The following is a 20,767-nucleotide window of genomic DNA, read 5'->3' as shown; positions in this document are numbered from 1 at the left end:
AGGCCCTTTGCGGTTCGGCGCGCTCAAGCGGCGGCGAATACGTACAAATACGTCGAATAGCCTAGCATTCATCGGCCTGTTCATAAGAGGTTTTTTCCAGTGATTAATTTGCAAGGTGTCTCCCTGCATCGAGGCGAGCGCGACCTGCTAAACGGTGCAGACTGCCGTATATTCCCCGGCCACAAGGTGGGAATTATCGGCGCGAATGGCTGTGGTAAGTCAACACTGTTTAAGTTGCTACTGGGTCAACTGGAAAGCGACGCTGGACAGGTGGATATCCCCGGCGGCTGGCGAATTGCCCATATGGCCCAGGAAGTGGAAGCTAGCGATCAGTCGGCCCTCGACTATGTACTCGACGGCGATCAGGAACTGCGCAACCTGCAAGACCAGCTCACAAAGGCTGAGACCAGCGGGGAATCCGATGGCCACAAACTGGCCGAGCTGCACGAGCGTATGGCCAGCATCGACGGCTATAGCGGGCCCGCGCGTGCCGCACAGTTACTCGACGGCCTGGGTTTTGCGCACGCGGAGCAACAGCGCCCGGTGCGCAGCTTTTCCGGTGGCTGGCGCATTCGCCTCAATTTGGCTAGAGCATTGATGTGCCCTGCGGATTTGATGCTGCTGGACGAACCCACCAACCACTTGGATCTAGACGCGACCCTCTGGCTGGAACAGTGGCTGCAGCGTTTTCCCGGCACCCTGTTAATTATTTCCCATGATCGCGATTTCCTCGATGCAGTGGTTGATGGCATTGTCAGTTTTGAACAGCAAAAGCTCGTGCTTTATAGCGGCAACTACAGCGCTTTCGAACGCACACGCGCCGAGCGCTTAGCCCAGCAACAAATACAATACGAAAAACAGCAATCCGAACGCGCCCACATGGAAGACTTTGTGCGGCGCTTTCGCGCCAAAGCCAGCAAGGCCAAACAGGCTCAGAGTCGTTTAAAGGCATTGGACCGCATGGCACAAATCGCCCCAGCCCATGTGGACTCACCCTTTCACTTCACCCTGCCATCTGCGGATAAAACTTCCAATCCGCTGATCGATCTGCGCGAAACTGATATCGGCTATGCCAACAAAGTGGTCGTGAGGAAAGTACAACTGGGTATTCAGCCCGGCCGCCGTATCGGCCTGCTCGGTCCCAATGGCGCGGGTAAGTCATCGCTAATTAAAACCCTCGCCGGCGAGCTTGCCCCCAAGAGCGGTGAGCGCCAGTGTGGCGAACATCTGGCTATTGGCTATTTTGCCCAACACCAGCTCGAAGCTCTGGATGGCAAGGCCTCTCCTTTATTACACCTGCAACGACTGAGTCCCGAGGCCAGTGAGCAATCTCTGCGCGACTTCCTCGGCGGATACGGCTTTATTGGCGACCGGGTCTTTGAAACCGTAGCCGGCTTCTCTGGTGGAGAGAAGGCCCGCCTGGCATTGGCGATCCTCGCCTGGCAAAAACCCAACCTACTACTGCTCGACGAGCCCACCAACCACCTAGACCTGGAAATGCGCCATGCTCTTACCATGGCCCTGGCTGAGTTCCCCGGTGCGGTTATTTTGGTATCCCATGATCGCCATCTACTCGCCAATACCGCCGATGAATTTATTCTGGTCGCAAATGGTCGTGCGGAACCCTATAGCGGTGACCTCGATGACTACAAACAGTGGCTACTGGGTTTTAACCGGGAAAAGCGACGTGAGGAAAAATCAGTAGAAAGCGGTGATAATCAGGAAAAACCTGCAGAAGATAAAAAGGCCCAACGCCGTGCCGCTGCCGCCTTGCGAGAACAACTAAAACCCCTAACCAATAAATTAAAAAATATTGAGCGGCAAATGGCTGCAACAGAGGAAAAATTTCAAAAAGTTCAAGGCAAGTTGGCCGATGAGCAACTCTACATGGGAGGTCAGCAAGATGAAATTGCACGTCTCAATAAAGAGCAAACCGAATATCGCGAAGCTCTCGACCTTCTGGAAATGGAGTGGTTGGAAATTTCTGAGCAACTTGAGCAGTTGCGCGGGGAGTAATTCGACCGTTTGTCTATCAAAGTAGCTCCTGGAGGGCATCTTCACTGCCCTCCAGGCTCCTACCCAGAAAGCCTATAAAAAGGCATTAGCTATCTGCGAATACAGCCATATTCATCCACGGCGGTACCGACCGGTGTATTCGGGCATTGATCGATATAGGCCGGCACGCCATCAAAGTCGATATCCATGGGGCAGCCATCGGGGCCAACATCCACACCTACCGGGGTCTGTGGGCACTGATCGGTTGCATCGATAATCCCGTCCGCATCCTCGTCGTACCAAAAGTCCGGGTACTCGATCCACTGGTAGCCAATCGCAACGCTGGCAAAACCATCCAACCCACCGTGATCCACCCCCTGAAAAAGTCGCACATCCGCACGGGCCTGCCAGCGGGGACCGAGGCTATATTTTATCCCCAGACCGAGATTGACCATGGTTTGGCGATCATGCCAGTTGCACAGATATCTCCGGTAGGGGTGCCAGTCAGGATATTTATAACCGTGTTTATACCGATATTTACAGTCGTAACGTTCTATCCCATCCTCGTCCGTGTAATATCTCCTGTAACGTTTTTTCGGCGCTTTATCATAATTAATGCGCATCTCGCCAACGCCAAAAGCCACATATGGCTGCCAACAAAAATCACCACAGAATTGCCCACCAAATTGGTAGAGGAGGTCCAGGTGGTAATTGTAAATCTCGAGTTTTTCGGGAAAATCATCCACTCCAACAATAAAGTAATCGACCACCCCCTCCATCGCCCAGTAATTGGTCATATTAAATCCCAGGCCGCCACCACCACCGGTGGTATCCTGCAAAGTCAATCCGTGAAAAGGAGTTCCGTTTAAACGGTCACTGTTAAACCAGTATTTACCGCCATTGGCATAGAGATTGAGGGTACCGACAAAATCGGCCGAAACATTGCTGACGGAAAAAAGCAATACAACACCGCAGAGGATTGAAATGGAAGTATGGCATTTACCCATTACTGACACCGAAATCTTTTTAAAACTACCCCCCTTTCAATTTTTATTAATTTGATTAACTACTTTAAATTCAAATTAATTCTATTATCTTTGTGTTATTTGTTCTGCATTTTTAATAAAACTACTATTTAATGCCGCGCCCAATATGAAAATCATAGACGGGAAATAAAAAATATACTTATAAACAGCGGAGAGTTAACCGATGCTGGCGCCAAACATAGATAACTACGTAAGAAACCTGGTTCGCCCAGAGTTGATTCAAACTTCGTGCCGCCCACCAAAAACTATTCGAGAATACGCCACCGATTTTCAACGGAATTCTCGCTGCAGTTGGAAGTACAGCCGCAGTAAAGATGGACTAACCCGAATTGATCAGTTAGTGACTCAGGCTGCATTGATCCAGACTCTGGATTACACCCGCATATCCAACACATCCCAAAGCCTTATAGAGGCAATGTATACCTGGTTGACCGGCTTCAATCCCTCTAACCCGGTACAACAGCTCACCTCGGATGGAATACAGCGACGTCAAAACGCCATTACCACATTGCTGGGCGGCGCCTATTGCTGGTATCGCCAGGCCAGTGAAGCCGCATTGTCAGAACCTTTGGCTCTGGGCAATATTCAGAACCACAATGACATCCCTTTCAATCTGTATCGTTATCGCTTTAGCCGCTCGGGTTTCAACCTGCATATGACACCGGGGCGCCTGTACCGGGGGGATACCCGGCCGCCGCAAATGCTGTGGCAGTCAGGGGGATTTTTTCCAAAAATGGATAACAACAACCGCCACGACCCCCATCTCGGTAGCGGCGCTTCCTGCCAGGTGATATCCAGTACTGACGATCCCAACGTGGTAGCGCGCTTTGCCTGGCACAACAAAACTTACTGTCCGGTGCGTTACTACTACCTGCACCAAACCGACAGGGTGGATAAAGCCATCGCCGGATTTGTCTATGAGTTCGACAAAACTGGACATGAATGCGTTGAGGTCGCCAACGTCACCCCCGGTCGTGAGGTAGCCTTCCTGGCAATACCCAACCAATATATTCGCCGCTTCCGCATGCGCTACTACGCCGGCAGCCAAAACAATATCGTGTTATCGGATTGGATGTACTACAACGAAAACTCGGTAAGAAATATCCGTATCACCGCAGACAAACAGCGCTGGGAATCTTTCAAGAAGAACTGGCAGCTGTACGTTTAAAGAAAGGGTGGGGTACTGCCGTAGGTGGGGGAGAACGCCGACTTACAGTCGGCGCTTATTGCTAAAACTCTCCAAGTGGAAAATTGGATGTTATTCGACCTCCGGTGCCGGCTTGGAAGGCTTTTCAACTGTCTCTTCGCTCGACGCCAGGGCGGGAGCTTCTCCGGGCAGGCGGCGGTACACCAGATCCCAGACACCGTGCCCAAGGCGCTGGCCGCGGCGCTCAAACTTGGTTTCCGGGCGCCACTCTGGACGCTCGACATAGTCATCATTGGAGGAGGTATTTTCCAGCAGCGACTCCGCTTGCAACACTTCCAGCATATGCTCGGCATAATTCTGCCAGTCCGTAGCCATATGCATAACACCGCCGGTTTTCAGCTTGCTGCAAATCAGGCGCACAAACTGCGGCTGCACGATGCGGCGCTTATGGTGCTTCTTCTTATGCCAGGGATCGGGAAAATACAATTGGAACCTGTCCAGAATGCCATCCCCAATGCAGTCATTCAAAACATCCACCGCATCGGCCATATAAATTTTGAGATTATCAATCCTGGCTTTACCGGCATTGTTAATCAGCCGACCCACACCGGGAGGATGCACCTCAATACCAATAAAATTCTTATCCGGTTCGGCCTGGGCCATGGCGAGCAGTGAGTCGCCCATACCAAAACCGATCTCCAACACAAGCGGAGCCTCACGGCCAAATGCCTCAACTGGATTCAGAGGGCCATCGAAGAGCGACAGACCATATTTTCCCCAGTAAGTATCAAAGGCGCGGCGCTGCCCCTCAGTCATCCGCCCCGCACGAATCACGTAGCTGCGGATAGATTTTTTCTTGTACTCGGTGCGGTAGGGAAACTCTTCCGCGGATTCGTCTTGCATTGTTCGCGACCTCTTATGCGAATCGGTTTTCTCTTATTCGGGTTTTGATAGGCGACAGCCCGGCTATTTAGGGGCATTCACGGCGGCAATAAACAGTATCACCCAGCCGGCGATCATCAATAACCCACCAATCGGTGTAATCGGCCCCAGCCAACGCGGCCCACCCAGGGTAAGGGCGTAGAGACTACCGGAAAAAAACACCAAGCCAAATACAAAGAAAGCGCCGCTCAGAGTGAGTGACAGACGTTCTCCCCAATTCTGTATCAGCAGCGCCACAGCCAATAGCGCCAGGGCGTGGATCATCTGGTACTGCACACCGGTCTTGTAGGCTTCCAATAGCGGCTCGGCGACCTTGCCACGCAGGCCGTGTGCGCCAAAGGCACCGAGAGCAACGCCACTGGCGCCAAATAATGCGGCGAGTAGAAGGTAAACTTTAGCCATGGCTTATCCCTTTTTTTGCGCCCGACGAAGCGGGTCCATGCATCGCAGAAATAAAAAAACCGCGCTGCTGCGCGGTTTTTTCCGAACTGCCAAAGTGCGCTATCAGGCCTCCATAGCCGCACGCACTTTTTTCATGGCGTTCTTCTCCAGCTGACGGATACGTTCGGCGGAGACTCCGTATTTATCTGCCAACTCGTGCAGAGTGGATTTCTCCTCGCTCAGCCAGCGTGCCTGGATAATATCGCGGCTGCGCTCGTCGAGCTGCTCCATAGCATTGGCCAGACTGTTGAAGCTGGTTTCCTGCCAGTTATCCCGCTCCAATTGAGCTGCCGGGTCATAACTGCGGTCTTCCAGGTAGTGTGCCGGCGCTTGCCAGGCGGTGTCGTCATCGTCGTCCACCCCCGCATCAAATGCGGCATCATGAGCGGCAAGGCGGCCCTCCATCTCATGGACCTGGGCGACATCTACATTCAAATCTTTAGCCACCGCCTTGGCTTCATCGTTGCTCAGCCAGGCCAGTTTCTTCTTCTGACCACGCAGGTTGAAGAACAACTTGCGCTGTGCCTTGGTGGTAGCGATCTTTACGATGCGCCAGTTGCGCAGGATAAATTCGTGAATTTCCGCTTTGATCCAGTGCACCGCAAAGGAGACCAAACGCACCCCTTTCTCGGGGTTAAAGCGTTTAACCGCCTTCATCAGACCAACATTGCCTTCCTGCACCAGATCCGACTGGTTGAGTCCATAGCCAGAATAAGACTTGGCAATATGTACGACAAAGCGCAGGTGAGACATGACCAGTTGGCGGGCCGCGTTAATATCTTCGCGATAATAGAGGTCTTCTGCCAGGCGCTTTTCTTCCTCCGCGGACAGCACATCGAAGCTGCTGACGGTCTGGATGTAAGCTCCCAGGTTGGCGCCCGGAGACAGCGTATGCACTGGCTGTAGGCTGGTTCCCATTCAGGTTTCTCCTCTCATTATTAGTCGGCCGATTCCAGCGGCCGCTGTCGTCGGACACTTTATCCGGCAACAGGCTGGACTCAGTGTAGCACTTGCACGAGCGGTTAAGAAAGTCCGCCGCCAACTGCCGTATTCCCTTGTATTGCAGCCGTTTAGAGGGACCAAATCCCACCTAGGTTCCCCAATTCGCTACAGCTTTACGCTTCTTGGCTAAACCAAGGCGTGTAAACACTCATCTCAGCTGGGTTCGATCTCGCGCAAGTGACGGCCCGCCGCCAACCAGGCCCCCAGCAGCCCAAGCAAAGCAGCGCCACCGATAAGGCCAACAAAATAGCTGAAACCGGGCCCCACTAGGCTGTAATTACTGCCGTAGCTGGAGGAGAGGCCTGAGATCGGCCCGGACAATAGCAACACCGCCCCCAGTAACAGAGCCCATGCCAGCAGTCCGCCAAAAGCCCCATAACAGAGACCACTGTAGAGGAAAGGTCTGCGCACAAAAGCATTTGTGCCACCTACAAGCTTTACCACCAGGATTTCCTCCCGGCGGCTCTCAATGTGCAGGCGAATCGTATTGATCACCACCAGGATAACCCCCAGCGCCAACAGCAGCGCGAGCCCTGCGGACATCCGTTGCCCCAGCTCCGTCAGCTGGGTTAGGCGCTGTACCCAGGCCAGATCGAGCACCACCGAGTCACTCAGGGCGTGCTCCTGTAGGTTATCCACAATGCGCTGCAATTTTTCGCTGTTATGGGTATCTCGCGGGCGCAGCAGCAATACTGCCGGCAGAGGGTTGGCATCGAGCCCCACCAGGAGGTCGCCGAGCCCGGATGCCTGCTCGAATTCCGCCAGCGCCGCTTCCGGAGAAATATAAGTCACCTCTGCGATGGCCGGGTCGCTGCGCAGTTTGGCGGCGAAGGAGTCTACTGCCGTTTTCTGCGCTCTCTTATTGAGAAATACTGAAATCTGCGGCTGGCCATCCCAGCCGGCCACAGCGCGCTGAAAATTTGCCAACCCAAGTTGCAAAGCGGCGGGCAGAGCCAGGGCGATAGCGATTACCAGGGCGGTCATAGCACTAGCCATGGGCGTAGCGAAAAAACGACGCAGGGATTCCCGCGCTACCTGGCGATGGTGGTCGAGCCAGGACTGCCAGCGATCCGAAATACCGGTGCGAGCAGCCACCGCGCCACTGCTACGCGGGCGCTTTTCAATGCCACTGCTCGCCGGGCGCTGGGCTCTAGACTGGGTGTGCTTCACGGCTCGGGACTCCGTCGTAGATCAACTGACCGGCTTGCAGGGTCAATACCCGCCGGCGCATGCGCGCTATCAATTCCAGGTCGTGGCTTGCCACCAGTACAGTGACGCCCACAGCATTAAAGTCGGAAAACAGTTGCATGATCTCCTGTGACAGCTGAGGGTCCAGATTACCTGTAGGCTCATCCGCTACCAGGATCGCCGGCTTGTTCACTACTGCGCGGGCGATACCCACCCGCTGCTGCTCCCCTCCAGACAGGGTAATGGGATTGTGTTTCTCCTTGTCCAGGAGGCCTACCTTGTCTAGAGCGGCGCGCACCCGACGGCCCACTTCGCGTTTGCTGCAGCCGGCCACTGCCAGTGGCAGAGCGATATTGTCGAACACACTGCGATCAAACAGCAGCTGGTGGTTTTGAAAAACGATACCCAGGTTGCGGCGATAATAGGGGATCTGGCTATTTCGCAGGCGGTTGAGATTCTGCCCTGCGACCAAAATCGAGCCTTTAGTGGGGCGCTCGATGGCGGTCAACAGCCGCAAAAGTGTGCTCTTACCCGCACCTGAATGGCCGGTGAGAAACACCATATCCCCGCGGGGGACTTCCAAGCTGATACGCACCAGGGCGTCCTGCCCCGATGCATAGCGCTTATTCACATTGTCAAAGGTGATCACGATTTTGTTCTTGTTATTCCCTAAGAGGGTTTAGTGGCGATCAAGCGGTATCGCGGCCAAACAGCGCCGAGACAAATTCGCGCGCGCGGAACGGCTGCAAATCCTCAGCCTGTTCACCCACACCGATAAAGCGCACAGGAATACCGAAACGCCGCGCCAGAGCAAAGATCACGCCACCCTTGGCGGTGCCGTCAAGCTTAGTGAGTACCAGGCCGGTGACACCGGCCGCCTCACGGAATTGCGCAGCCTGGTTAATTGCATTCTGGCCGGTGCCGGCATCCAGCACCAATAGCACCTCGTGGGGAGCGCTGGGATCCAGCTTGCCCATTACGCGGCGCACCTTGGTCAACTCTTCCATCAGGTTGGACTTGGTGTGCAGGCGGCCGGCTGTATCGGCGATCACCACATCAATACCACGGGCCTGGGCCGACTGCACGGCATCAAAAATTACCGAGGCGCTGTCCGCACCGGTATGCTGAGCCACCACCGGCACATCGTGGCGCTGTCCCCAAACCTGTAACTGCTCTACCGCAGCGGCGCGGAAAGTGTCGCCGGCGGCAAGCATCACCGATTTGCCTTCGCCGAGGAAACGGTGCGCCAGCTTGCCAATAGTGGTGGTCTTACCAACGCCGTTAACGCCGACTACCAAAATCACATAGGGCTTTTTACTGGTATCCAACACTAAAGGCGCGTCGACACTGTCGAGCAGCTCTGCCAACTCTTGCTGCAGCGCTTTATAGAGCGCATCCCCATCGGCCAGCTCGCGACGTGAGACGCGCTCAGTGAGGCGCTCAACAATTTCACTGGTGGCCTCGACACCCACATCTGCCATCAGCAGCTGGGTTTCCAGCTCTTCCAGCAGATCTTCATCGATTTCTTTGGCTCCGAGGAACAGGTTGCCCATGCCCTCGACAAACTGATTGCTGGTGCGGCTGAGCCCGCGGCGAATACGTGCAAAGAAACCCTCTTTCTTTTTCGCTACGGGTTTTTCCTGCACGGGGGTGGGCTTGGGCGCTGGCTCCTGAACCCGAGGAGCCGGTTCTGACGCTGCTGCTGCAGTATCGGCTGGCAACTCAGATTCAGGGCTAGACGGAATTTCGGGCTGCGCATTGGCTGTACTAGCGGGCGACGGCTCAACAGCTTCTGTGGAAGGTTCCTGCACATCAGCAGTCGCTTGTTCCATCTCTGGAGCGAGCGCCTCTGCTGACTCGGCAGCGGCCTCCTGGGGTGCAGCGGGCTCTTTATCGGTGACAGATGGCTCCTGCCACTCTTCCGCCGGGGCCTCCTCTGGTGAGCCAACCGCTTCGGCCTGCTCCCCTTGGGGCTCGCTTTGTTCGGGCTTGCGCTTTTTCTTTTTGCGCAGGAAATCAAAGATCATTCGTTTATCCGGGTGTACCGCTTGCAGAAAGACGCTAATCTTAGCATCGCTAAGCCCCCAGTAGAGAGTTACCTTGGCCAGAAGTTCATCGCGCAAGCAAAGCACACAGCCCCTTTCCCAATTGCGTATCATCGGAGGGCAGTGGCGCGGGCGCAAATTGCAATTTGCGCCGGTTGAGGGATTGAGACCTACCGGCGATCGCCTGCGCGAAACCCTGTTCAACTGGTTGCAGTTTCACCTACCTGGCGCACAATGCCTCGACCTCTTCGCCGGCTCCGGCGCCCTGGGTCTGGAATCTCTATCCCGTGGCGCGGCCTCAGTGGATTTCGTCGAACTGAATCCCCAGGCTGCACGCACCCTAAACCAGCAACTCCAGCTACTCGAAGCCACAGATGGCGAGGTGCATAACTGCCGGGCAGCAGATTTTTTGGTCGGTGGCGGCAAGCCTTACGATATTGTCTTTATCGATCCGCCCTTTGCAGACGATTTGTGGCAGGAGAGTCTCGGCGCTCTCACTGGCAGGCTCTCAGAAGGTGCTCTGATTTATATCGAGACACCCCGAGACATTGTTATTTCTGCTGCGAACGACTGGTCGTTAATCAAGGAAAAGCGCGCTGGTCAGGTCTGTATGCGACTGTTTCGTAATAACTCCGATGCAACCACTGAACACTGACCGGTCAGCGGGTCAGGTTAACGCATTCGGTTTTGAGCCTTAGCCGTAAATTGTTTACCATTCGCATCCCTTTCAGCCCGCATTTATCCTTGGCGTATGAAAAAAGTTGTCTACCCCGGAACTTTCGACCCAATCACCAATGGTCATCTCGATTTGGTGGAGCGGGCCTGTCGCCTGTTTGACCACGTCATCGTGGCCGTAGCCGCCAGTAATCGAAAGAATCCTCTGTTTACCCTGGATGAGCGGGTGGAGCTCTCCCAGCGCGTACTCGGCCATCTGCCCAATGTGGAAGTCATCGGCTTCGATATCCTACTGGCTGACCTGGTGCGCCAGGTGGATGCCTACGGGGTTCTACGCGGCCTGCGCGCAGTATCCGACTTCGAATACGAGTTTCAGCTGGCTAATATGAACCGCCAACTGGCGCCGAATATGGAAAGCCTGTTCCTGACCCCAGCAGAACACTTGTCCTATATTTCTTCCTCTTTAGTTAGAGAAATTGCCTCTCTCGGTGGAGATGTCACAAAATTTGTTCCAAGTGCTGTACAAGCGGCACTGGAAGAGAAATTCCGCTAACTCCCGAATTGGTTATTTCTGATACACTCGAGCGGATTTTTCCACAATCCGCGGAGTGTTTCGTGCGTCACATTCTCCTCGCTCTCGCCCTTGTTCTATCTCCGGCCATGGCCGATGAGCCGCAACCGGAAGTCGATACCGGCCGCAGTGCAATCAAGTCTGCCACGGCCAAATCCTATATGGCGGTGACCGCCAACCCCCACGCGAGTCGCGCCGCCGAACAAATCCTCGCGCAGGGCGGTAGTGCCGTGGATGCAGCCATCACCGCTCAGTTGGTGCTCGGGTTGGTGGAGCCCCAGTCATCGGGTATTGGCGGTGGCGCCTTTATGCTGAGCTACGACGCCAAAGATAAACAGCTGCGCTATTACGATGGCCGGGAAACCGCTCCGGCAGAGGTGGATGAAAACTACTTTATGCACGACGGTAGACCGCGTTCATTTATGCAGGCGGTTATTGGCGGCTACTCAGTGGGCGTCCCTGGCGTCATCCGCATGTTGGAAATGGCGCACCAGCGCGATGGCAAACTGCCATGGGAAGTTTTATTCCAGCCAGCCATCCAGCTAGCCGAAAGCGGCTTTGAAGTCTCTCCACGTCTGCACAAATTGTTGAGCAGGCTACCCCATGTAGATGCAAGACCGGCGATCGCCAGTTATTTCTTTGACAGCGACGGCAGGCCCCTGCCGGTGGGCCACCGGCTGAGGAATCCGGAATATGCCCGCACCCTGCGCATGATTGCCAGCGATGGTGCGGACGCTTTTTATAAAGGAGAGATCGCCGAAGCGGTCGTCAAGGCCGTTCGCGGCGACACTGAAAACCCCGGTCTGCTCAGCCTTGAGGATATGGCCAATTATCGGGCCAAACAGCGCCAGCCCCTCTGTTCCGCTTTTCTCGAATACCAGATCTGTGGTGCGGATGCCCCCTCATCGGGCGGCACCACCGTGGGCGGCATTTTGGGCATGCTGCAAGCTTTTCCCATCGCTGAAATGGAAGCCGGGGACGACCTGCTCACCCATTTGTTTATCGAAGCCTCAGAACTGGCCTTTGCCGATCGCAACACCTATTCGGCCGACTCAGATTTTATCAAAGTGCCCAGTAAGGCTTTGGTATCCACCGCTTACTTGAGCGAACGTGCGACCCTAATTGACCCTGACATAGCCAACATAGCCAAGCCCGGCAATCCGAACACTGGGGCGACCAAGCGCCTCACGGCCCAATCACCTGAGATGCCCAACACCAGCCATTTGGTCGTTGTGGATCGCTACGGCAATGGCGTCAGCATGACCAGCAGCATCGAAACGGGCTTTGGCTCTCGCCTGCTGGTAAAGGGTTTTCTGCTGAATAACCAGTTGACCGATTTTTCCTTTACCCCAAAAACAGCCAAAGGGCAGTTGGTGGCGAATCGTATCCAGGCCGGCAAACGACCTCGCTCTTCCATGTCGCCAACGGTGGTATTTAATAAAGATGGCAGCCTGCGCCTACTGGTGGGCTCACCCGGGGGGTCACGTATTATCGACTACACCGCCCGCACCATTCTCTACCACCTGGGGCTGAACATGCCCATTGCCGATGCCATCGCAGCCGGCAACATTGGCGCTATCGGGCGGCGTGTCGAACTTGAACCCGGTTTCTTTAGCCAAGACACCATCAATAAACTCAGGGCACGCGGGCACGAGGTCGTCGAGCGCGATCTCAACAGTGGCATTCATGCAATCGCGGTAAAAAACAATGCACTCCACGGCGGTGCCGACCCCCGTCGGGAAGGCAGTGCGCTGGGGCACTGATTTTCTGGAGGAGGCATATTGCATGCCTCCTCAAAACCATCCCCCCTAGAAAGCTGCCATTCATAAACCAGCTTTCCGGATAGCGTGCCCCTTCTTTAGAGTGGTCCATACTTCCCCCTAGCTAGCGTAAGCAACTGGAGGGCCCCTCTTGGACCACCGCAAAGTAGATGCCACTGGCATCGAACTCCTACACGACCCCAGCACCAATAAGGGCACTGCTTTTACAGAAGTGGAACGCAACAAGTTTGGCCTTAACGGCCTGATTCCCTACGCTCTGGAAACCATCGAAACCCAGGTAGAGCGGGTGATGATGCAGCTGAGCCACAAACATTCCGATATCGATCGATTTGTCTACCTGACCGGTCTGCTGGATACCAACGAGACGCTCTTTTACCGAGTGGTGATGTCCGATCCGGTGCGTTTCCTTCCAATCATTTACGACCCCACTATCGGCGAAGCCTGTACCAAGTTCAGCCATATCATGCGCAGGGTCAGGGGTGTCTATCTGTCTATTGCACAGAAGGGCAGTATCGCCGACTCCCTGTCTCACTGGCCGGACCGGGACATTCGATTTATTTGTGTCACCAATGGCGGACGAATTCTGGGGCTCGGGGATATCGGCGCGAATGGCATGGGTATCCCCATTGGTAAACTGCAGCTTTACACTGCCGCCGGGGGCGTACCGCCAGAGCATTTACTGCCACTCTTTTTAGATGCCGGCACCGATAATGAACAAGTACTCACAGACCCTCTCTATGTAGGCCTGCGTCGTAAACGCCCGGATACTGAGACGCTTTACCGTTTTGTGGATGAATTTGTGGACACTGTTCAGCAGCGCTATCCACACTGCTGTCTGCACTTTGAGGACTGGACCGGTAGTGACGCCGTCCACCTGCTGCAACGATATCGAGACAAGGCCTGCTGCTATAACGATGATATCCAAGGCACTGCGGGCATTGCCCTGGCCGGCATGATCAACGCCCTGAAAATCAAACAGGGCTCGTTAAAGGATGAAAAAATCTTCTTCGCCGGTGCCGGCTCTGCCGGCATAGGGCTTGCGGATTTATTTGTGAGTGAACTGGTCAATGAGGGGCTCAGTAGGGAAGAGGCCCAAGCCCGCATTATTATGTTCGATGAAAAGGGACTACTGGTAAAAAGTCGCGAAGACCTTTTCGACTTCCAGCGCCCCTACGCACACGACCAATCCCCAACTTCACAATTATTGGAGGCCATAAAAACTCACAAGCCAACCACCTTGATTGGCGTCAGTACTATTGGCCAATTATTTACCCAGGAAGTCGTGGAAACTATGGCCGCACACAACCCGCGACCCATTATTTTTGCTCTGTCCAACCCAACCAAACATGCCGAATGCAGTGCGGAGCAGGCCTACAGTTGGAGCCAGGGCCGAGCCATCTATGCCGCCGGCGTACAATTCCCCAAGGTCACACTGCATGGAAAAACCTATTTGCCAGGCCAAGCGAATAATTTATATATATTCCCCGCGGTAGCAATGGCAATTTATGCAACAAGTGCTAAACGTGTGCCCGACTCACTATTTATTGAGGCCGCCCGTGGAGTTGCTGAGCAAGTCGGTCAAGATCTGCTGCAGCAGGGCTGTCTGTTTCCACCACAGTCAAAAATTTTAGAAATATCCCAAAATACAGCCGCAAAAGTCAGCAAGAAAATCTTTGAACTTGGGCTCAGTGTACTGGAGCCGCCAAAAGATTTTTTAGAATTTATAGAAAAACATACTTATAAAGCTGAATATCTTTCTTATATTTGAATTTAACCAAATGCAACAAAGTTCAGAAGGTGTCTAGCTGTATTGATCTTGGTTCATCACCTAAATTTCTTAAAGATTTTCGATCAAATACCGAGCGTCCCTTATAAAAAGTCTTTATCACTTTGGCTTCACCAACCTGATTTTTAGAAACATTAAATATATTTCTATCTAAAACAATAAAATCAGCCCACTTACCCTTTTCGATACTGCCCGTTTCCTTTTCCAAGCCCCCGGAATAGGCAGCATTAATTGTAAAAGCCTCAACTAGGTCATAAATAGAAATTCCTAGATTTAACCCCCGATAAATAACCGCCATTGGATCCAACATGCCACTAATCTGAGAGGGGTCAGAAGATAATAAAGATACACTCATGGGAATATATTTTTCTCCGCCCTTTAAACTTCTGCCCTCCGTTGAACCTTCTCGGCCCCTATGCAAGAGGAAAATATTTTTTGGTTGCATAAATACAGCACTATGCATCTGGGAAAGCTGATCCAGAGTGGACTCTTTATCTAAAAAAGCATTAACAATTGCATTGCGTATTTTGGTGTCGTCCCCCTCCAACTTTTCCAGTATATTTAAAGCTTTATCAGTTTCCTCTTCTCCAGAGACTAAAATCTGTATGGGAAATTGGTGAGCATTAGCCCTTTGCGCCAAGCTAATAACCTCTTTAATCGAACCAGAAGTCCTTGAGATTGGTTCTGTAGTGATCCACACCCTTAAATTTTCCGGCAACCATCCAATATAACTTATCGAAGTCAGCCTAAAGTCATCGATTGCTATTTGACTAACCTTTTGCTGCAACGAACTAAAATCTCTGTCGGCAAAATCTGTACTAACCGCCATTGAGGCCAGCACGCGAAAACCCATGGGTTCAATTTTGAATATTTGATCAAAATAACGCTTTTGGCCTTCCTCATCTTTTAATACAACAACGGAATCATAGAGACTTGTCACACCATTACTAACCGCTAAATCTTGCATACTGAGCAAGTCTTTTCGGTAATCTCCGTTTATGTCCTGCGGGATCAATTTCTCTATTAATGTGACAGCGCCAGGACCCCGCAACCAACCAGTAGCAATGCCGTGTTCGTTTTTTTCTATAAATCCATTAGGAGGATTCACACTATCGTTATTAATTCCTGCGGCAGCCAGACCTTCTGAATTTGTCCAGATATTGTTTCGATCTGAAGAAAATAAAATAATCGGGATCAGGTCATTGATTTGATCGAGAATTCCTTTGTGCGGAGGCTCAGCAGAAAATGCCTGCAAATTCCAACCATCACCCACAATCACTTGCTGTTGCGGATTCTCTCGAATATAACGCGCTACCGCCAAACGGTAATCTTCAATGGAGCCTCCAGAAAATAAGTTGATTCTGGATGCCGCCCCCCGAATTTTTGCCCTTTGGAAAAAGCCAGGTAAAACCAGCTTACCATTCAGATCTACAATTTCAGTATCCCCGCCAATATAAGCTTCAACACCTGCTTCAGTGCCGACAAAGACAATGCGCCCACCCCTGATTGCCATCGCCGCAGCAATAGATCGGGCTTTATCCGCGGTATAAATAGTGGCGTTACGGACAATTAACTGAGCGGGCTTGCTTGGGGTGGGAATGAAGCCCACGCTCTTTTCTAGAGGATCACAGGAGAGGAGCAAAAGAATCGATAGCAAACTGAATAAACGCATATAGCTTCCCACGGATTTGCCCTATCCCCTCAATTTTCCACTGTGGAAAAATTCAGCGAGACTAGCAATTCAACGATTTTTTCAAGGCCACAGCCAGTGATAGCCGAAAGAGCCTCTCGTACAGGGACCTAGACCGCACTCCAATAGGGTGCTGGCCAGGTTCGCCATGGCAATGGTGAGAAACAGCACCGCGATAAATTTCTCGGGAAAGGTGAATCGACGCGGTGACAGGTTCCGCCGCAAGAAGCCCAACATCATTGCGACCCCGCAATAAGTAAGCAGCCCAAAAAAAGCCACGGCCGCCCAGGTATAGAGATGCAAGCCGAGAAAGGGCTCTCCAAATCCGGGGTTATTGGGCAGAATATGCAACAACACCTGGCGCCCGGCAGCAGCCAGCCCGGCAATACTCGAGAGAATAACAATTCCGTAGTGAGCGGGACGTACACCAAATCGCAGGTTCATCAGCAAGCCCAAGCCAGCCATGGTAAAGGCTACACGCTGAAGCAGGCATATGGGGCAGGGCAGTTGGTGCTCGTAAAGCTCGATGATAAAAGCCGCCCAGAGAACCGCAGAGAGGCCGAGAAGAGCCAGGGCATCAAGCCTTCGGACCATATACACCATAGCGGCACCCCGGCTAGAAGGAGAGGTCCAGCGTTGTGTTCGAGTGATAAATCAACCAGATGATGTAAATCACCATAGTCAACAACCACCACACGGTGGCCGCGCGCTGGCGGCGCTTCCATATATACCAGGCTGCAATCAGAACGGTAAGAAAAGGCAGTACCAATACCACGGGCCATCTCCACAGACAGCAATACTCTGAGATTAGTAGTAAATTCCCGCCAATGCCCTACCGCAAAGTAAACTCAACGCTGGCAACGAGTGCAAAAGAAGGTACTGCGCTGGCCCAGAACCATATCCCGCACCGGGCTCCCACAACTGGGGCAAGGTGCTCCCGCGCGGCCGTAGACATTGAGTTCCTGGGCGAAATATCCCGGCTTGCCATCACCTCCGATAAAGTCCCGCAGGGTAGTGCCACCTTGGGCAATGGCACGACTCAATACCTTTTTGATCGCCTCTGCAAGGCGCAGATAGCGGGCTTTTGAAATAGAGCCCGCTTCACGATCCGGGCGGATACCTGCCAGGAATAGCGATTCACTGGCATAAATATTCCCCACCCCCACCACGATCCGCCCATCCATAATGAACGTTTTCACCGACTGTTTACGCTTGCGGGAAGCGGCGAACAGGTAGTCACCATTAAAACTCTCCGACAGCGGCTCTGGCCCTAAATGACTGAGTAGATCGTGGGCCAGGGGGTCTGCTGCGGTCCACAGAAGAGCGCCAAACCGGCGTGGATCCCTGTAGCGCAGGGTCAGGCCACTATCGAGTCGCCAGTCGATATGGTCGTGCTTCTCAGGGGACTCTTCCTGCTCGACCAGGCGCAGGCTTCCAGACATCCCCAAATGCCAGATGGCACACCCCTTATCTGTATGCACCAGTAAGTATTTGGCGCGACGCTCCAGCTTCAGAATACGGGCATTTTTAATGTGCTTGGCGAAGTCCAGGTCCACAGGCCAGCGCAGTCGCGCCTGTCGCACCACAACCGATCGCACCCACTGCCCCTCTAGATGGGGGGCGAGGCCACGGCAGGTGGTTTCTACTTCTGGGAGTTCAGGCATTTCTCATCTCACGATGGCTGTAGCCGAGGAGCGGACACAAAAAAGCCCGGCAAGAACCGGGCTCTTCTGCGAGTACGCGGAAGGCAATTACTTGATTTTGCCTTCTTTGTACATAACGTGCTTGCGAACAACGGGATCGTACTTTTTGATCTCCATTTTCTCAGGCATGTTGCGCTTGTTCTTAGTAGTGGTGTAGAAGTGGCCAGTACCGGCGCTGGAATTCAGACGAATCTTCTCACGCATTGCTCAATCTCCAATCAGTTAGCTGAATACAGCTAATTATACTTTTTCGCCGCGGGCGCGCAGCTCAGTCAGGACAGCGTCGATACCTTTCTTATCGATAACGCGCATGCCTTTTGCGGAAACACGCAGTTTCACAAAACGCTTCTCGGACTCAACCCAGAAACGGTGGCTGTGCAGGTTCGGCACGAAGCGACGCTTGGTGCGGTTCTTAGCGTGGGATACATTGTTTCCGGTTACCGGACGCTTACCGGTTACCTGACATACCTTGGACATCTGTTGGCCTCTTCAAAACGCTTGTGCCCGCATGGCGCCAATCCTGAAGAGGAAAAGGGTGTGCGGGAACATAAAAATCGGGATTCTAATCCGGTTCCTGGATGGCGGCGGAACCTGTGCAGAATCTGGCCCGGCCGCAAAGAGCGGCGTTTTATACCAAAAGAGCCCGTAGGGAGCAAGTTTTGTACAGTACTTCTCCGCCAATCGCAGCTTCTCAATTGCAGTGCCTACAGCAGCCCCTGCTCTGCAAAGGATAGGGCCTGGCCCTCGCCCACTATCAGATGATCCAGCACCTTGATATCCACAAGCTCCAGGGCCTGTACCAAACGCTCGGTAATCCAGATGTCCGCCTGGCTAGGCTCGCAAATGCCCGATGGGTGATTATGCGCCAGAATCACTGCTGCCGCACCCCGCTGTAAAGCAGCCTGCACCACCTCACGAGGATAAACACTGGCGGCATTCAGAGTGCCCTCGAACAATTCCTCGAAACTGATAACACGGTGCTGAGTATCCAGGAAAAGGCAGCAAAAGACCTCGCGGCGACGATGGCGCAACTGCATAGACAGGTAGTCTCTCACTGCCGCCGGACTGCACAAAGCACTGCCCTTCCGCACCGTTTCTGCCAGGTGTCGTCGCGCTATCTCCAGCGCCGCTTGCAACTGTACAAACTTGGCATCCCCCAATCCGCGGGCGCGACAAAACTGCTCCCTACCGGCCTCCAACAGGGCACGCAAGCCGCCAAACTCACTGAGTAGACCCCGCGCCAAATCCACTGCGGAAACGCCCGGCAGCCCCACCCGCAAAAATATCGCCAACAACTCTGCATCCGACAGCGCCGCGGCACCCTGCGCCAACAGCTTCTCCCGGGGCCTCTCAGCCGCCGGCCAATCCTTGATCTTCATAATCGTTTCTCGCCTTCCCTGACTGTCTTTTTTTTGTGAACTCTCTCCCCAACTCACCACAAGCACGATTTTCGCGTCTATTCTGCGCCTTATAAGTCCAGACGCAGAAATGCTAATCTAACCCGCTCGCATATATTCGGAAACTGTATCTATGTCCTCACTGGCCGATAAACGCATACTTTTGGGAATCAGTGGCGGTATTGCCGCCTACAAGAGCGCCGACCTGGTACGCCGCCTAAAAGAACGCGGTGCCCAGGTGAGAGTGGTAATGAGCGCCGGCGCGCGCGAGTTTGTGCAGCCGCTGACTTTCCAGGCCCTATCCGGCAACCCTGTACACACCGATCTGCTGGACCCAGCCGCTGAAGCCGCCATGGGGCATATCGAGCTGGCCAAGTGGGCCGACCTGATCCTGATTGCCCCCGCCAGTGCCCAGGTGATGGCGAAACTGGCCTGCGGCATGGCCGACGACCTGCTCACCACCTTGTGTCTCGCCAGCGAAGCACCAGTGGCCCTGGCCCCCGCCATGAATCAGGCCATGTGGCGCCACCCAGCCACCACTGCCAATGCCAAAACTCTGCGTGACCGCGGGGTACAGCTGTGGGGACCGGCGGCTGGCAGCCAGGCCTGTGGTGACGTGGGACCCGGCCGCATGCTGGAGCCCGCTGACTTGGCCCTGCAGGCCGAGTCACAGTTCGGCTCTAACGACTGTCTGCGCGGCAAGCGCGTGGCGATTACCGCCGGCCCAACCCGCGAGGCCCTGGACCCGGTACGCTACCTGAGCAACCACAGCTCCGGCAAGATGGGGTTCGCCCTGGCCGAGGCCGCCCGGAGGGCCGGCGCCGAGGTCACACTAATCGCCGGGCCGGTAAATTTAGCCACTCCCGCACATGTGAAGCGCGTCGATGTCATCGATGCGCGGGATATGCGCGATGCCGCCGAGCGTGCGGCTGACCTCTGCGATATTTTTATCAGCGCTGCCGCTGTTGCCGATTTTCGCCCCACCTCGGTGGCGGAACAAAAAATCAAGAAACGCGAGGGCTGCGACGAGAGCGCTATTACCCTGGTTAAAAACCCGGATATCGTCGCCGGCATCGCCGCGCGCAACGAGCGACGCCCCTTTACCGTGGGCTTTGCCGCTGAGACACAGCAAGTCGAACAGTATGCGCAAAGCAAACTGCAACGGAAAAACCTCGATATGATTATCGCCAACGACGTCAGTGGCAGTGAAACCGGCTTCAATAGTGACCGCAATGCCGTCACGGTGATAGATCGCCACGGCAATACACAACTGCCCGAGGCTCTAAAGGCCGACCTAGCGCGACAGTTAATAGAAATTATTGCCGTCAAAGCGCAGAAATAAAGATTAACAGGCAGGA

General features: G+C 53.9%; 21 protein-coding genes. 7 read left to right on the top strand and 14 right to left on the bottom strand.

What is annotated here, in order from left to right:
- Positions 1-99 precede the first annotated feature (99 nt).
- Positions 100-2,016, top strand: coding sequence for an ABC-F family ATP-binding cassette domain-containing protein (locus tag ACJJH9_RS20670; protein WP_444923863.1), 1,917 nt, complete (start codon positions 100-102; stop codon positions 2,014-2,016).
- Positions 2,017-2,105: 89 nt separating this feature from the next.
- Here ACJJH9_RS20670 and ACJJH9_RS20665 read toward each other — a convergent pair whose 3' ends face one another.
- On the bottom strand, positions 2,106-3,002 hold the full coding sequence (locus ACJJH9_RS20665; protein ID WP_444883185.1) for an outer membrane beta-barrel protein: 897 nt from the start codon (positions 3,000-3,002) through the stop codon (positions 2,106-2,108).
- Between the two features lie 202 nt (positions 3,003-3,204).
- On the opposite strand from ACJJH9_RS20665, the gene ACJJH9_RS20660 reads away from it, so the two are divergent.
- Positions 3,205-4,209: a hypothetical protein gene (locus ACJJH9_RS20660; RefSeq protein ID WP_444923862.1), complete on the top strand. Its 1,005-nt coding sequence runs from the start codon at positions 3,205-3,207 to the stop codon at positions 4,207-4,209.
- Between the two features lie 90 nt (positions 4,210-4,299).
- Here ACJJH9_RS20660 and trmB read toward each other — a convergent pair whose 3' ends face one another.
- The 6 genes from trmB to ftsY all read right to left on the bottom strand — a co-directional run bounded on the left by trmB (position 4,300) and on the right by ftsY (position 9,593).
- The gene (gene trmB, locus ACJJH9_RS20655) at positions 4,300-5,091 is read right to left on the bottom strand and encodes a tRNA (guanosine(46)-N7)-methyltransferase TrmB (protein ID WP_444923861.1); all 792 of its coding nucleotides are present in this window, start codon (positions 5,089-5,091) and stop codon (positions 4,300-4,302) included.
- 63 nt (positions 5,092-5,154) lie between these two features.
- The gene (locus tag ACJJH9_RS20650) at positions 5,155-5,532 is read right to left on the bottom strand and encodes a DUF423 domain-containing protein (RefSeq protein WP_444923860.1); all 378 of its coding nucleotides are present in this window, start codon (positions 5,530-5,532) and stop codon (positions 5,155-5,157) included.
- A gap of 102 nt (positions 5,533-5,634) precedes the next feature.
- Positions 5,635-6,489: an RNA polymerase sigma factor RpoH gene (gene rpoH, locus ACJJH9_RS20645; protein ID WP_252083866.1), complete on the bottom strand. Its 855-nt coding sequence runs from the start codon at positions 6,487-6,489 to the stop codon at positions 5,635-5,637.
- 237 nt (positions 6,490-6,726) lie between these two features.
- Complete coding sequence (ftsX, locus tag ACJJH9_RS20640) at positions 6,727-7,743, bottom strand: permease-like cell division protein FtsX (RefSeq protein WP_444923859.1); 1,017 nt, start codon at positions 7,741-7,743, stop codon at positions 6,727-6,729.
- Positions 7,724-8,410 (bottom strand): cell division ATP-binding protein FtsE, encoded by a 687-nt coding sequence (ftsE, locus tag ACJJH9_RS20635; protein WP_252083868.1) that lies wholly within the window; start codon positions 8,408-8,410, stop codon positions 7,724-7,726. The genes ftsX and ftsE overlap by 20 nt, the downstream gene beginning before the upstream one ends.
- Before the next feature lie 40 nt (positions 8,411-8,450).
- Positions 8,451-9,593, bottom strand: coding sequence for a signal recognition particle-docking protein FtsY (gene ftsY, locus ACJJH9_RS20630; protein ID WP_444885937.1), 1,143 nt, complete (start codon positions 9,591-9,593; stop codon positions 8,451-8,453).
- A gap of 268 nt (positions 9,594-9,861) precedes the next feature.
- Between ftsY and rsmD the strand changes: the two genes are divergently transcribed.
- The 4 genes from rsmD to ACJJH9_RS20610 all read left to right on the top strand — a co-directional run bounded on the left by rsmD (position 9,862) and on the right by ACJJH9_RS20610 (position 14,601).
- Positions 9,862-10,461 carry a 16S rRNA (guanine(966)-N(2))-methyltransferase RsmD gene (gene rsmD / locus ACJJH9_RS20625; RefSeq protein ID WP_444899485.1) on the top strand — a complete coding sequence of 200 codons (600 nt, stop codon included), beginning with the start codon at positions 9,862-9,864 and terminating at the stop codon, positions 10,459-10,461.
- 96 nt (positions 10,462-10,557) lie between these two features.
- On the top strand, positions 10,558-11,034 hold the full coding sequence (gene coaD / locus ACJJH9_RS20620) for a pantetheine-phosphate adenylyltransferase (RefSeq protein ID WP_252083870.1): 477 nt from the start codon (positions 10,558-10,560) through the stop codon (positions 11,032-11,034).
- A gap of 62 nt (positions 11,035-11,096) precedes the next feature.
- A complete protein-coding gene (ggt, locus tag ACJJH9_RS20615) occupies positions 11,097-12,815 on the top strand; it encodes a gamma-glutamyltransferase (RefSeq protein WP_444923858.1) in 1,719 nt (572 codons plus the stop codon).
- 148 nt (positions 12,816-12,963) lie between these two features.
- On the top strand, positions 12,964-14,601 hold the full coding sequence (locus ACJJH9_RS20610; protein WP_444923857.1) for an NAD-dependent malic enzyme: 1,638 nt from the start codon (positions 12,964-12,966) through the stop codon (positions 14,599-14,601).
- 22 nt (positions 14,602-14,623) lie between these two features.
- Here the strand turns inward: ACJJH9_RS20610 and ACJJH9_RS20605 are convergent, their stop codons facing one another.
- The 7 genes from ACJJH9_RS20605 to radC form a co-directional block, all read right to left on the bottom strand.
- Positions 14,624-16,291, bottom strand: a complete 1,668-nt coding sequence (locus ACJJH9_RS20605; RefSeq protein ID WP_444923856.1) for an amidohydrolase — start codon at positions 16,289-16,291, stop codon at positions 14,624-14,626.
- 81 nt (positions 16,292-16,372) lie between these two features.
- Positions 16,373-16,912 carry a disulfide bond formation protein B gene (locus ACJJH9_RS20600; protein ID WP_252083874.1) on the bottom strand — a complete coding sequence of 180 codons (540 nt, stop codon included), beginning with the start codon at positions 16,910-16,912 and terminating at the stop codon, positions 16,373-16,375.
- A gap of 13 nt (positions 16,913-16,925) precedes the next feature.
- On the bottom strand, positions 16,926-17,084 hold the full coding sequence (locus ACJJH9_RS20595) for a DUF5993 family protein (RefSeq protein ID WP_444903461.1): 159 nt from the start codon (positions 17,082-17,084) through the stop codon (positions 16,926-16,928).
- Positions 17,085-17,157: 73 nt separating this feature from the next.
- The gene (gene mutM / locus ACJJH9_RS20590) at positions 17,158-17,973 is read right to left on the bottom strand and encodes a bifunctional DNA-formamidopyrimidine glycosylase/DNA-(apurinic or apyrimidinic site) lyase (protein WP_444923855.1); all 816 of its coding nucleotides are present in this window, start codon (positions 17,971-17,973) and stop codon (positions 17,158-17,160) included.
- An 87-nt stretch (positions 17,974-18,060) separates the two neighbouring features.
- Positions 18,061-18,216 carry a 50S ribosomal protein L33 gene (gene rpmG, locus ACJJH9_RS20585; protein ID WP_020413983.1) on the bottom strand — a complete coding sequence of 52 codons (156 nt, stop codon included), beginning with the start codon at positions 18,214-18,216 and terminating at the stop codon, positions 18,061-18,063.
- Positions 18,217-18,252: 36 nt separating this feature from the next.
- Positions 18,253-18,489, bottom strand: a complete 237-nt coding sequence (rpmB, locus tag ACJJH9_RS20580) for a 50S ribosomal protein L28 (protein WP_020413982.1) — start codon at positions 18,487-18,489, stop codon at positions 18,253-18,255.
- A gap of 227 nt (positions 18,490-18,716) precedes the next feature.
- The gene (gene radC, locus ACJJH9_RS20575) at positions 18,717-19,391 is read right to left on the bottom strand and encodes a RadC family protein (RefSeq protein ID WP_444923854.1); all 675 of its coding nucleotides are present in this window, start codon (positions 19,389-19,391) and stop codon (positions 18,717-18,719) included.
- A 151-nt stretch (positions 19,392-19,542) separates the two neighbouring features.
- Between radC and coaBC the strand changes: the two genes are divergently transcribed.
- On the top strand, positions 19,543-20,751 hold the full coding sequence (gene coaBC, locus ACJJH9_RS20570) for a bifunctional phosphopantothenoylcysteine decarboxylase/phosphopantothenate--cysteine ligase CoaBC (RefSeq protein ID WP_444923853.1): 1,209 nt from the start codon (positions 19,543-19,545) through the stop codon (positions 20,749-20,751).
- The last annotated feature ends 16 nt before the right edge of the window (positions 20,752-20,767 follow it).

The sequence above is a fragment of the Microbulbifer mixtoriginis (SeqCode) genome (assembly GCF_052466715.1).
This window is presented reverse-complemented; position numbering and strand designations above follow the sequence as displayed.